Annotated in this window: 9 protein-coding genes and 2 pseudogenes; 8 read left to right on the plus strand and 3 right to left on the minus strand. The window is 58.0% G+C overall.

Annotated elements, in window-relative coordinates; genetic code table 11:
* Window positions 1-224: 224 nt before the first annotated feature.
* The 3 genes from AC1RQ9_RS14870 to AC1RQ9_RS14880 are packed head-to-tail and all read left to right on the plus strand — an operon-like array spanning window position 225 to window position 2,326.
* Complete coding sequence (locus tag AC1RQ9_RS14870; protein WP_485987565.1) at window positions 225-1,286, plus strand: hypothetical protein; 1,062 nt, start codon at window positions 225-227, stop codon at window positions 1,284-1,286.
* A 10-nt stretch (window positions 1,287-1,296) separates the two neighbouring features.
* Window positions 1,297-1,719, plus strand: a complete 423-nt coding sequence (locus AC1RQ9_RS14875) for a hypothetical protein (protein ID WP_485987566.1) — start codon at window positions 1,297-1,299, stop codon at window positions 1,717-1,719.
* Window positions 1,709-2,326 (plus strand): hypothetical protein, encoded by a 618-nt coding sequence (locus tag AC1RQ9_RS14880; RefSeq protein WP_485987568.1) that lies wholly within the window; start codon window positions 1,709-1,711, stop codon window positions 2,324-2,326. The genes AC1RQ9_RS14875 and AC1RQ9_RS14880 overlap by 11 nt, the downstream gene beginning before the upstream one ends.
* Before the next feature lie 128 nt (window positions 2,327-2,454).
* Here AC1RQ9_RS14880 and AC1RQ9_RS14885 read toward each other — a convergent pair.
* Window positions 2,455-3,212, minus strand: a protein-coding gene (locus AC1RQ9_RS14885; RefSeq protein ID WP_485987570.1) for an IS5 family transposase whose coding sequence is annotated in 2 segments (ribosomal slippage) — window positions 2,455-2,879 and window positions 2,879-3,212 — 759 coding nt in all. Because the reading frame shifts where the segments join, the coding sequence is not laid out codon by codon here.
* Window positions 3,213-3,783: 571 nt separating this feature from the next.
* Between AC1RQ9_RS14885 and AC1RQ9_RS14890 the strand changes: the two genes are divergently transcribed.
* From AC1RQ9_RS14890 to AC1RQ9_RS14905, 4 genes are all read left to right on the plus strand, one after another.
* Window positions 3,784-3,987 carry a type II toxin-antitoxin system Phd/YefM family antitoxin gene (locus AC1RQ9_RS14890; protein WP_485987571.1) on the plus strand — a complete coding sequence of 68 codons (204 nt, stop codon included), beginning with the start codon at window positions 3,784-3,786 and terminating at the stop codon, window positions 3,985-3,987.
* Complete coding sequence (locus AC1RQ9_RS14895; protein WP_485987573.1) at window positions 3,984-6,086, plus strand: class I SAM-dependent DNA methyltransferase; 2,103 nt, start codon at window positions 3,984-3,986, stop codon at window positions 6,084-6,086. Before AC1RQ9_RS14890 ends, AC1RQ9_RS14895 begins: the two co-directional genes overlap by 4 nt.
* On the plus strand, window positions 6,083-7,228 hold the full coding sequence (locus AC1RQ9_RS14900; RefSeq protein ID WP_485987574.1) for a restriction endonuclease subunit S: 1,146 nt from the start codon (window positions 6,083-6,085) through the stop codon (window positions 7,226-7,228). The genes AC1RQ9_RS14895 and AC1RQ9_RS14900 overlap by 4 nt, the downstream gene beginning before the upstream one ends.
* A gap of 106 nt (window positions 7,229-7,334) precedes the next feature.
* Window positions 7,335-10,760, plus strand: a complete 3,426-nt coding sequence (locus AC1RQ9_RS14905) for a type I restriction endonuclease subunit R (protein WP_485987575.1) — start codon at window positions 7,335-7,337, stop codon at window positions 10,758-10,760.
* Window positions 10,761-11,466: 706 nt separating this feature from the next.
* On the opposite strand, the pseudogene AC1RQ9_RS14910 reads toward AC1RQ9_RS14905, so the two are convergent.
* Window positions 11,467-12,066, minus strand: a pseudogene (locus AC1RQ9_RS14910) (OB-fold nucleic acid binding domain-containing protein); the annotation flags it as partial.
* On the opposite strand from AC1RQ9_RS14910, the pseudogene AC1RQ9_RS14915 reads away from it, so the two are divergent.
* Window positions 12,063-12,305: pseudogene (locus tag AC1RQ9_RS14915) on the plus strand (SOS response-associated peptidase); the annotation flags it as partial. The pseudogenes AC1RQ9_RS14910 and AC1RQ9_RS14915 overlap by 4 nt on opposite strands.
* A gap of 159 nt (window positions 12,306-12,464) precedes the next feature.
* On the opposite strand, the gene AC1RQ9_RS14920 reads toward AC1RQ9_RS14915, so the two are convergent.
* The coding region (locus tag AC1RQ9_RS14920; RefSeq protein ID WP_485987576.1) for an MFS transporter at window positions 12,465-13,179 on the minus strand (715 nt) is incomplete at its 5' end.

A 13,179-nucleotide genomic window follows, 5' to 3' on the forward strand; every position in this document is an offset into this window, starting at 1 on the left:
ATCGCCGAATTTGGCCGAAAATGCCTATCTCCCGTTTTGCTTTGGTAGTGTGGTCCCTACGTTTTTAGCAAAAAGATGACCACGTTATTTTGCGGACCTAATTTGTACGTTCCGGCTGAATCGCATGGCTGTGTTTGTTTTCGCGGTCTGGACACCTCGTGTTCAGTTTGTCAGAACATTATCGTCTGATAACGGCATGTTGCGAAGCAGCGAGAAGGTGACATTTGGCTACCATCGATATAGTTCGCAGTATGCGCGCAAGAATGCCATGGTCGGTAGCAAAACGGGTTTTGAAGTCTCAAGGACTTGATCGCGCTCGCGGGTGGAATAGGACGCTTACCCGAGTTGCCGATGGCGACGATCAATATGATGAAGCCGAGGATGAGCTGCAAGATGCGCTGGAAGAGCACATTATGTGCGGCGAAAAACTTGTTCAGCTATTTAAGTTGAACCATGATGAGATCCGCGCTCTGAGAGAAGCAACAGCGTCCCTTGAAGTGGCTGTTACACCGTTCAGTAACGCGTATCCAATTCTTCTTCCTGAGGATGAACTGGCCGAGCATAGTAGTGTCGTGCCGAGCTTGGTCGCTAAGGTAGCTTATCGGGATGGTATAGCTCTCGTGCTCGCTTCAGTGCGCTATCTGCAATCCCGCGAGACAGTCGTCGTTGCCGAATTGACTGACGAAGTTGCTAACGAATTGGCTGGCTTCAACGAATTGGTTGGCATCCGTCACAAACGTCTTGAAGCTCTAGACGTGCTCTGGATTCCGAATGACGGAAATTACGTCGAGCTGCGAATCGATTTTCCATTCGGCACGCATCAGCGTCATGCTATGGTCGCGCTTGAGAGGGCGCGAGCGCAGTTCGACGAAATGCTCGAAAGCAGTCTTGGGCACAGACAAGTTAATGTCTTCCCAATTATGCAGTCACTTTACGATGCGCGAGGTGACGGTGCGATGGTGGAGTTAGGTTTCATGGTGGCCGGCTCCGCGCAGAAACTGGAGAAAACACGGCGAGGTGAACAATGCTGTCGCGAGGAGGCCTACCATCAAGGCGGAATCGGCGTACTGGATGCGCCCATTCAAGTCTATAAAACAAGTGTCCTATGGCATGTGGATCTGGGCCGCGACGTATCGTCGGCCCCAGAGGTGACTATCAGTGGCACATCGGCTCACACTGCCGAAGTTGGGCCGTTTATTGGCGAGATGGTTATTCGAAACTGTGCTTGCTTCGAGGACTATGATTATGTGCGCGATCGCGTTTTAGATCATCTAGACAGAAAGTGACACTGGTCTGATGGCATTGGAGGACATCAAGCAGAACATCGATCGCGACATTCGCGAACCGCTTCTGTCTGTCTGCCGTGCTCTGGTTGATCGTCTGACGACCATGAAGCCTAACCAGCTTCAACGACTGACTTACATGCTTTTGGCGGACTTCGTACAGCGGCAGCCTGATGATGATGTGTTTCAGGCGGCTTTGACCGCATTGACCATGATTAAGCACAACCCTCTAACGATGTATTTCGTATTCTACGACGCGGATGAGGATCGTGAAATATCGATTTCCGTCAAAGAGGCGATGCAGTCGGCTGATGAGGCACTATTCATACATCCTCGCACGGGGGAGGAGGTGGCTGACTTTGAGAAGCAGCTGAAACCAGTATTTAGAGCATCGAAAGAGTTGGTGGCTGCGCTCCAGGGTGACCATGGCGGATGAAGTTACACTGCGTGATCTTCTCAATCGCGCACATAACAACACACCATTGGAAATTCAGCTTCGTCTTCAGGCTGCGGAAACGCATGAAGAGATACTCAAGCAGTTGGATCGCGCCCTAATATTGGTGATCGGTCAGTTGGTCCGAAATCGCAAATATAAACAAAATCTTAGTGAAGATCAGCGTACAGTGGAGTTGGTATCTATGCTCCAAATGGCGGGTTTCCCAGCATATCATGATGTAAAAATAGGCGGCCACACTGACATCTCAATTGAGATGCGTGATGGCTTTCTCTGGATCGGTGAAGCCAAGAATTGGAGTGGGAAATCATGGATATTTAAAGGGTTTCGTCAGCTAATGACCCGCTATGCAACCGGTCTTCCTGGACAGAACAACGGTGCAATAATTGTCTATTTCGATGAGGAGAATGCCAATGAGCTTTTCTCTAAATGGGAGAAAGCGCTCGCTGGATGTTGGAAACTGACCGGTAACATTAAAAATGTGAATAGGTTACAGTTTAATTCAGCTCACCCTCACAAGGGCACCGGCGAGACTTTCTATGTGAGGCATTATGCGGTACCGCTCTACTGGAACCCTGAGGACAGCTAGGTATAAATGAAGATATTGGCGAGGATATCTTCAGAGTTATTTCTGGCGTGCAGAGGTTTTACTTTCATGTTGGCAACTAAATTTAACCGCCCATTTTCCGCGTAATGATGATTTAGGGTCAGGACTCATTACGGCGTCCAGTAGATGACTGTTGCGGCGAGGCAGATTGCCGAGAAGAAGGTGTGGGCGCAGCGGTCGTAGCGCGTGGCAATGCGGCGCCAGTCCTTGAGGCGGCCGAACATGTTCTCGACCTTGTGCCGCCGGCGATATCGGGACTTGTCGTGCGGGATCGGCACTTTCCGGCTCTTCGTGGACGGGATGCATGGCTTGATGCCTCGTTCGGTCAGATTGCGCCGGAAGCGATTGCTGTCGTAACCGCGATCGCCGACCAGGTGGCGAGCGGAGGGCAAGCGTGGCAGCAGCAGGGCTGCGCCTTTGTGGTCACTCATCTGACCTTCGGTGAGCAGCATCGCCACTGGACGGCCATGCCCGTCGCAGACGGCATGCAGTTTCGAGTTCAGGCCGCCTCTTGTGCGTCCGATCCGACGCGCAGCACCCCCTTTTTGAGCAGGCTTGCGGCAGTGCGATGCGCCTTCAGATGTGTGCTGTCGATCATCAATTCCTCCGGGACGCCAGCATTACCCGTCAGGGCGGAAAAGATCCGGGCAAATACGCCAAGACGGCTCCAACGAATGAAGCGATTATACAGCGTCTTATGCGGATCGTAGCCCGACGGCGCGTCCTTCCATTGCAAGCCATGCCGGATCACGTAGACGATGCCGCTCAGCACGCGGCGATCATCTACGCGTTTCAGACCGCGCGTTTTCGGGAAATATGGCCCTAACGCGCGCATCTTGCTCACAGGCAGCATCGGCAGATCAGACATCGGGTTCTCCTTCCGATGACCGTCGAATCACATCATCTCAGTCTCGTAAAGGGTCCTGAGCCTAAGGTTCGCTCACGCCCTATCATGTAGGATAGCCCTTTTTCATAAGCGCCGGTCATACGCCATAGCCCGCTTCGCTTCTGCTCGGGCATGACCGGATTGAGGCCGTAAGCGGAATGGCCGGTTCTGGCTATAGATCATGAAAAGCTGACTCAAGATCCAACAGTAGCCGGTGTGGATGCCGGCTGCGCGATATAATGTCAGCGAGTGACGCTGGGCGTTTCCGCGTGCAATTGGTCTTGTGCGGATCAGTCCACGGTCACCGTATAGTCGCCAAAGATAATCTCCCACGCATCCGCCTGCTCGTTCCAAAATCTGGAACGGCCTTGCTCCTTCATCAACAGCAAAGCTAAGCGTTACCGATTGGCTCTCCCCACCGGCAAGCTGGATCCGATCAAACGCACCACACGCATACCTGACCACCTCGCCCCATACATCGCACGTGACTGCAGTTATTGCTTAATTGGGCCAAATTGGCCAAAAGTGATCGGAGCATTAGGCAGGGAGTCGCATGCAAACCCTGAGCGCGAAAGACGCGAAGTACGGCTTCGGACGGATGATCGATCTCGCCAGGGCTGCGCCTGTCGCGGTTGCGAAGCATGGGCGCACCGTTGTTGTCGTGCTGGCAGTCGAGGAATACGAGCGGCTGAAGGCGCTGGATAAGCCCAGTATTAGTCCTGGCGAACGTTACGCAGGAAAGAACACGAGCGAATGATTGCAGACCACCTGACCGGGATCGAACAGTTCGGCGCAGACCTCTGGAAGTTGGCCGACGACCTGCGGGCCAACTCCGGACTCGCCTCGAACGAGTACTTCATGCCCATCATGGGGCTCCTTTTCCTGCGCCAGGCCACGAACCGCTACTACGCGGCTCTCGCCGCGATCGAGGCCGACAAGGCCGTCGGAAAGATGCCGGATCGACCGCTGGTCGATGCCGACTTCCGCCGCCGCCGCGCAATGCTGCTGCCCGAGGCCGCGCGTTACGATGTGATCCTCGACATGCCCAAGGGCGGTCAACTTGGCGCCGCACTCACCGCCGCCATGGAGGAGGTCGAGAAGCATTTCCCGCCTCTCGCAGGCCAGTTGCCCAAGGACTACGAGCGCTTCGACGACGAACTGCTCGAAAGCATGATGCGCAAATTCGACACAGAGGCCCTGCGTAATGCTTCGGGCGACGTCTTCGGCCGCATCTACGAATACTTCCTCGCTGAGTTCTCCAAGCAGGGCGCTCACGACAACGGCGAATTCTTCACGCCGCCCTCCATCGTCCAGACCATCGTCAACGTGATCGAGCCCGACCACGGCATCGTCTTCGACCCAGCCTGCGGCTCGGGCGGCATGTTCGTACAGTCCAGCCACTTCATCGAGGACGCGGGCCAGGACACGATGAAGCGCGTCACCTTCTACGGTCACGAGAAGAACGAGACGACCGCTAAGCTCGCCCAGATCAATCTCGCAGTTCACGGCCTTCAGGGTACGATCCGGGCCGGGAATGAAGCGATCACCTACTACAAGGATCCACACGAACTGGTCGGCAAGTGCGACTTCGTCATGGCCAATCCGCCGTTCAACGTGGACGAGGTCGACGCCGACAAGGTCAAGGGTGACAAGCGGCTGCCCTTCGGCCTGCCGGGCGTGAACAAGGCCAAGAAGGTCTCGAACGCCAACTATCTGTGGATGTCCTATTTTTACAGCTACCTGAACGAGAACGGCCGCGCCGGTGTCGTCATGTCCAGCCAGGCGTCCAGCGCCGGACGGGACGAGGCAGTCGTGCGCCAGAAGCTGGTCGAGACCGGCGCCGTCGACGTGATGATCGATATCCGCGGCAACTTCTTCTACACGCGCACCGTGCCCTGCCAGTTGTGGTTCTTCGACCGGGCGAAGGAACGCGACCCGGACCGCGCCGATCACGTCCTGATGCTCGATGCACGCAACATCTACCGCAAGGTGTCGCGCGCCATATACGACTTCTCGCCCGAGCAGCAGAAGAACATCGCCGCCATCGTATGGCTCTATCGGGGCCAGGCGGACCGCTTTCTGAAACTCGTCGAAAGCTACCTTGCACAGGCCATGGTTGCCGGCGGGGCAGCGGCAGAACCCTTGGCAGACTATGACAAGGCGCTCGGCAAACTCGTCGATCTGGTGCAGCCCTTCGTCATTAAAAAGCGCGATCCGGATCCTCTTGCGGAGACTTGGGGCGAACTGACCGGTACGCGGACAACGCTGGCGGCCGATATCGCGGGGTTCAACGCCGAGGTCGCGGCGCGGGCGGCGGGCTGGGCTGACGTCGCGCTTGACAATGCCGGGCTGCATGGGGCCCGCACCGGGCTGCACCCCATGGCAGACCGCTGCCGTGACATGACCAAGCAGATCGACCTGGCCGCCAAGTTGGCAGGGCGCGTGGTGGATACCGCCGTCAAGGAACTGGACGCCCGCGACCACGCCCTCTGGCACAATGCTAAGGTGACGCGCGCCCGCAAGGCGCTCGAGGGCGCTCGGACTGCGGCGGTGGAGGCGCTGCGGATGGCGCGGTATTTCGTGAAACAGGCCGATTGGCTGCAAGAGCGGTTCCCCGATGCGGTTCTGCGCGATGTCGAGGGGCTGGTGAAGCGTGTTGGCAGCGCCGAGATCGCGGCGCATGACTGGAGCCTGACGCCCGGTCGTTATGTCGGTGTGGCGTCTGAGGAGTTGGACGAGGATTTCGACTTTGAGGAGGCGCTCCGATCTATCCACATCGACCTCAAGGGGCTGAACGAGGAGGCGGCGGACCTGGCGACGCGGATTGCCCGGAACTTCGAGGAGTTGGGCGTGTGACGGCATACCTCGGCTCCAAGCACTGGAAACCGGCTGTGTTGCAGGACCTCGTGCTTTTGCAGCGTGGCTTCGACATTACAAAGGCGCAGCAGAAGGAAGGCGAGATCCCCGTCTTCTCGTCGTCCGGCCTAAGCAGTTGGCACAACGAGGCGAAGGTCGAGGGCCCCGGAATCATCATCGGCCGCAAGGGCACGCTGGGGAGCGTGCATTATTCCGGGAATGATTACTGGCCCCATGACACGACGCTCTGGAGCAAGTCCCTCAACGGAAACAACCCCCGTTTCGTATACTATGCTCTGAAGTGCTTGGGACTCGAACGATTCAATGTTGGTGGGGCCAACCCAACGCTGAACCGAAACCACATCCATGGGCTCCCTATATTCCTGCCCGGTCGGAATGTGCAGGACACCATCGTTTCCATCCTCTCCGCCTACGACGACCTGATCGAGACCAACCGGCGGAGGATTGCGCTGTTGGAGGAGGCAGCAAGGCTGCTCTATCGCGAATGGTTCGTCCACTTCCGCTTCCCCGGCCACGAACACGTCCCCTTCAGGGACGGTCTCCCCGAGGGCTGGGAGCGGCGAAAGCTGGGCGACGTCGCAGCGACGAATCGCGAGAGTTATCGCGCGAAGGAACTTCCCGACGAGATCGACTACATCGACATTTCTTCAGTGGTGCAGGGCCGCATTGTCTCGAAGAACCGCATGACGGCTGCCGATGCGCCGGGTCGAGCACGTCGAAAGGTGCGGGATGGCGACGTGATCTGGTCGAACGTGAGGCCGAACCTGCGGGCGTACGCGCTGATCCTCGATCCCGACGATCTCGATGTCGTCTCGACAGGGTTCACGGTTCTCTCGGCTTCGTCGGTGCCGTTCACTTGGATCTACATGTTCGTCACTACCGACAGCTTCGTGGGTCATCTGGTCAACCATGCAACCGGCGCAGGATACCCCGCTGTGCGCCCGGACGATTTCGAGCGGGCGGAGGTGCCGTTGCCGCCGAAATCGCTTTTTGAACATTTCCATGAGGCGACAGAGCCGAATTTCAGGCTCATCAAGAAGCTGGATCAGCAGAACCAGAAGCTCGCCCAAGCCCGCGACCTTCTCCTGCCTCGTCTGATGAACGGGGAGATCACAGTTTGAGTATCAAGCCCAGAACGTCGCTTCCAAAGCGGATGGATGAAGTGCTGTTGTGCGAAGTTTCGGAAGAACGATCAGCTTTCAACGTGGTGTGAGGGGTTAACGGCTTATGGCAGTAACGGGCATCAACTCGGAAGATCGACTGGTCCAGAAGACCTTCGCAGATCATCTCGAGCAAGTACTCGGCTGGGAGACCCTTTACGCCTACAATCAGGAAACCCTCGAGCCGGACGGCACGCTGGGACGCAAGGACACGACAGAGGCGGTTCTTAGCCGCGACTTGCGCGCAGCCCTCCATCGCATCAACCCCGACTTGCCTAGCCCAGCCATCGAGGACGCGATCCGCGCCTTGACCGTCTATGACGTCAGCCGCTCAATGGTGCAACACAACCGCGATTTCTACCGCATGCTGCGTGGCGGCGTGCCTGTCACCTACCGGGACGCGCAAGGGCGCCAGAAATCGGCCCGCGCCCGGGTGATCGACTTCGACAACGCGCCCGGTGCCAATCGCTTCCTCGCTGTGCGCGAGTTGAAGCTGACAGGGACCCGGACGCCCAACTACAACCGCCGCGCCGATCTGGTCTGCTTCGTCAATGGCTTGCCGTTGGTCTTCATCGAGCTGAAGGCCGTCTACAAGAACATCCGGGCCGGGTTCGACGGCAACCTTCGCGACTATATGGACGAAAATGTCATCGCCCATGCGTTCCATCACAACGCCTTCCTGATCGTGTCGAACGGCGACCGGGCTCGCTATGGCTCGATCACCAGCGAATGGGAGCACTTCAACGAGTGGAAGCGGCTCGACGAGGGGGATGAAGGCAGCGTCGATGCGGAGCGTCTGCTGAACGGCATGCTGGCGCATGATCGTCTGCTCGATCTGGTTGAGAACTTCATCCTGTTCGACGAGAGCAAGGCAGGCGCCGCGCGCAAGGTGGTGGCGAGAAACCATCAGGTGCTGGGCGTGAACCGAGCTGTGGCTTCGGTCGCACGGCAGGAGGCGATCAAGGCGGACATTCCGCCCGAAGAACGCCTTCGGCACCGTGTTGTCGAGTTGCCGCTGGAGCGAAAAGCGCCGACGAAGCGCAGGAAGGGCAATCAAGCTTTTGTGGCAGCGGAAACGGCGCTGCCATCCTTCGTCCCCGAAGGTCCTGTCGACATCATCGAGCGAGCGCACCCCGATCTGGGTCGATTGGGCGTGTTCTGGCACACGCAGGGCAGCGGCAAGTCCTATTCCATGGCCTTCTTCGCCGAGAAGGTGCGGCGCAAGGTGCCGGGCAATTTCACCTTCCTGCTTATGACCGACCGGAACGATCTCGATAGCCAGATCTACAAGACCTTCGTGGGCTGCGGCATTGCCGGAAACGAGACGCCGCGCGCGGCATCCGGCGATGATCTGGAACGGATCCTGAAGGAGAACAACCAGTACGTCTTCAGCCTGATCCACAAGTTCAACAAGGACGTGGAACCGAAGAAGCCTTACAGCGAGCGTGACGACATCATAGTGATCTCGGACGAGGCACACCGCACGCAGGCAGGGCGGCTGGCTCGCAACATGCGCCTTGCGCTGCCCAATGCTGCCTTCATCGGCTTCACCGGCACGCCGCTGTTCAAACAGGACGAGATCACCAAGCGCATCTTTGGCGAGTATGTCTCGCGCTACGATTTCAAGCGGTCCGAGGAGGACGGGGCCACCGTCAAGCTGGTCTACGAGAACCGAGGCGAGAAGTTGGGCGTCGCCAAGACGGATCTGAACGAACGGATCGCAGAGAAGATCGAGGAGGCGGAACTCGACCCCGATCAGACGGCGCTCCTCAATAAGCTGCTCGGGAAAGACTATGAGATCATCACTGCCGATGAGCGGCTCGACAAGATCGCAGGCGATTTCGTCGAGCACTGCGCGACGAGGTGGGAATCCGGAAAGTCCCTGTTCGTGTGCATCGACAAGATTACCTGCGCCCGGATGCACCAGATGATCGTCCCGCGATGGCGGGCGAAGACTGCAGAAGTCAGGGCGGCGGCCGATGCCAAGCAGGCCCAAGCGGATACCACGGCCGATGAATCCTTGCGTGCTGTGCTCACGGAGGAGGCGCAAGAATTGGCTGCGCAGGCAATGTGGCTCGAGGAAACCATCGTCGAGATTATCATCAGCGAAGCGCAGAACGAGGTCGCGGACTTCAAGAAATGGGGGTTCGACATCATCCCGCACCGCGCCTTGATGAAGCAGGGCTTCGATACCGGAAATGGCGAGCGGATCGATGTCGAGACTGCCTTCAAGAACCCCAAGCACCCGTTCCGCGTCGCAATAGTCTGCGCAATGTGGCTGACCGGCTTCGACGTGGAATGTCTGTCAACGCTCTATATCGATAAGCCGATGAAGGCGCACACGCTGATGCAGGCCATAGCGCGCGCGAACAGAATGTATCCTGGCAAGGACTTCGGCCTGATTGTCGACTACAACGGGATGCTAGCCAGCCTGCGGGCCGCGCTTGCCCAGTACGCGCTCGGTGATGATGGTAAGGGTGGAGAAGAGATCATCGCCCCCATCGAGGAGAGGGTGCAGGCTCTGCTCGAAGCTATCGAGGCGACCGAGGCGCACCTGCGCGACCTCGGCTTCGACCCGGGCGTGCTGCTCGGCTCGAAGGGCTTTGTGCGCATCAAGGGCCTGAAGGACGCCGTGGAAGCCGTCTATTCGACGGATGAGGCCAAGCGGCGCTTCGAGATACTCGCACGGCAGGTATTCATTCGCTTCAAGGCGCTGCTGATGGAGCCCAGCGCTTGGGCATACGCAGAACGACACGACAACATCGAAGCAATCTACAAGAAGCTGACCGAGCGGCGCGACACGGCTGACGTGACCGAGCTGTTGAAGGAGTTGCACCGGATCGTCAACGAGGCCATCCGGACGCAGGCGCCAGGAGACGACCAAGCCGAGGGGCTGACCTTCGACCTCAGTCAGATCGATCTTGAGAAGCTGCGCGACGAATTTGCAAGAAAGGTCAGACGCAAAGCGACCGCGCTTCAGGACATACGAGACATCGTCGAACAGAAGCTCGCCGAGATGCTGGCGCGCAATCCCGGAAGGATGGACTATCAGGTGAAGTACGAGGCGATCATCGCCGACTACAATCGGGAGAAAGATCGGATCACCATCGAGGAGACCTTCCGCCGACTGGTCGAACTCGTCAACAGTCTGGACGAGGAACAGAAGCGCGCAACGAAGGAGGGGCTTGGTGAGGATGAACTCGCGCTCTTCGACCTGCTGCTCAAGCATAGTCTGGACAAGACGTCTCGTGCGCGGGTGAAGCAGGCGAGCCGCGACCTCTTGACATCCATAAAGGCGCGATTGGCCGAACTCGATCGCTTCTGGGAGAAGGAACAAACCAAGGCCGATGTGGAGGTCTTCATCCTGGACGAGGTATTCGCGAATCTACCGTCACCGCCCTTCACGCCCGACGAAAAGAAAGCACTTGCGGCAAGCGTGTACGCCCATGTGTGGCAACAGGCCGTGAATGGTGGCTTTGCGCAGGCGGCATAGGGCCGTTCGCTGATCGTTCGATCCGGATTCCGGTAGTTGGCGAGCGGAACTGCAAACCACGCCCAGTGCGCAAGCAATTTAAATCTCATAAGTTCAATATCTTGGCGCTCAGAACCCGACTGTACGCGGTTAACAGGTCCGGAAAATACCGGTCCGAAGAGAACGCTTCCTAGTATCGTGTGCGGCAGGCCGGTGAACAGCACATCCCGGATAACCCTTGAAAACAACGAGAAAGTTCGGACGGCACTGGATTGGGAGAACGCTTTCGCGAGGGCAAGTGGAGGAGAGAGATTCCAACACATACGCCGAAATAATCGGTTGGCGCTTGTGTAGCCCATAACCTTGAAGAAGGGGCAGGCTGGAAACACGTTCATGAGGATGAACGTGTTTCTCTGTCGCTTGGGGGGATTGCTCTCATGCTCAGTGTTTGGCTGTCGACGGGTCGATGATCTACACAAGATACTGATATTACTTAATTATATTGCTGCCTGAAGTGAGTGTGGGCATCGGTGCTTGCGTGCCCCCGCAACCATGAATACGTGTCTGATAAGACAGAAGAAAAGCCACCCATCAGGGTGGCTTTTTTGCGTTCCGGGAATGAGCGCAGAATGCGTATAGGATGCAACTGGGAGTGAAAGCGCAGCGTAGTTTGGGCTCATGATGAGGCTTTTCACGATGACGTGAGCTTTATCGACGGTCTTATTGATCAGTGGGAATTACGCGATCTGACGACGATACGTTCACTGTCGGAATCGTTGTCATAAGTGCTCTTCGTAGAAGAGCGATTACCAACATCCGCCAGCAATCCGGAGAGGTTAGTGATCTCTTTTGCCACCAGATGCACGACGTCGCCTTCTTTCTGCAGCATGCCTGTCACTGCCAGCATCTGTCCGTCCAGCACCACGCGCCGGTTCGCATCGCATAGATCCGGCCAGATAATGACGTTCATATTTGCCGTCTCGTCCTCCAGCGTCATGAACACTACGCCCTCGGCGGAGCCCGGTCGCTGCCGGACCAGCACCAGCCCGGCCACGGTGAGACGCTTCCCATCTTTTGCCGCCAGTGCCTGCCGACAGGATATGATGTCCATGGCCTGAAGATCCTCGCGCAGAAAGGCCAGGGGGTGGTCCCGCAGGGTCAGGCCAAGCCGATTATAGTCTCGCACCACCTCGGCGCCATCCCGCATCGGCTGGAGCAGCACGTCCGGTTCCTCCGCTTCCCGTGTCACCTGCGCTGCCGCGAACAGAGGCAGCGGTTCGTCCCGTAGCGCCTTGATCGCCCATAGCGCCTCCCGGCGTGCCAGCCCGCAGCGACGGAGAACCGCTTGCTTTCTTTCGGGATCTGGTGCCGATGCACCTCAGTGCGGAAACCGGCGGATGGTGAGACGACGGATGACCTGTTGGGTTTCTCACCACCGAGGCGAACCGGGAAGTGGGCGCGGTCCATCCGAAGGCTATGCCTGTGATCCTGACGCAGTCGGATGAGCTGGACGTATGGATGAACGCCCCGGTCGCAGAAGCTCTGTGCCTTCAGCGGCCTATCCCTATGGTCTTCAAGGCGGACATTTTTGGGAGATCCAATTCAAGATCAGAAAAGGTCCGGCCAACCAGTCGGGTGATGCGTAAAAATCCTCTGACACAAACCTTCATTGGCATAAAGGCGTTTGTCCTTACCAAAACCGCAGGGTAACTCCACATCAAATTCTTAGCTTTCGTTCCCATGCCCGAGCCGGTAGCCGGGCGGAAATCCGTGGGACCGGGCCTGCCAGGCGATCAGGAAGCCGACAGCGACAAGCCCCATCACCGCCCAGGGGAACGATGCCGCCCCCCATGTGTCGAGCAGAACGCCGCCCAGAAGGCCTCCACCGGCTATGGCACTGTTCCACGCCACCACATTCATTGACAACGCGACATCCGCGCCATCGCCGGCTGCATCAGCCAGTGCTGTCTGGAGCAATGTCGCGGCGCCCCCAAATGTCAGCCCCCATACCGTCACTCCGATCATGATGATCGCAGGCGATGCTGATCCGATGGCGAAAGCCGCCGCCACGACCGCGAATATGGCGAGACTGAGCAGGACGGACAGGCGCAAGGCATGATCGACCGTGCGGCTGGTCAGCCAGATGCCGACAAGGGCCGCGCCCCCGAACAGCAGCAGGATGCGATCTGCCTGCCCCGCCAGTCCGGCTGGCGTCACGAATGGCACGATGTAGGTATAGAGCACATTATGCGCGAGCATCCAGGCCATCACGACACCGAGGACAGACCGCACGCCGGGCATGTACAGGACATGCCGGAACGGCAGACGCTCGTCATACGCGGCACCCGGAAAGTCAGGAACCTTCGCCAGCACCCATGCGATCAGCAGCATGGTCAGGCCCGACATGATCCAGAAAGCCAGCCGCCAGCCGACAGCAGCT

Source organism: Komagataeibacter ossonobensis, assembly GCF_057359305.1.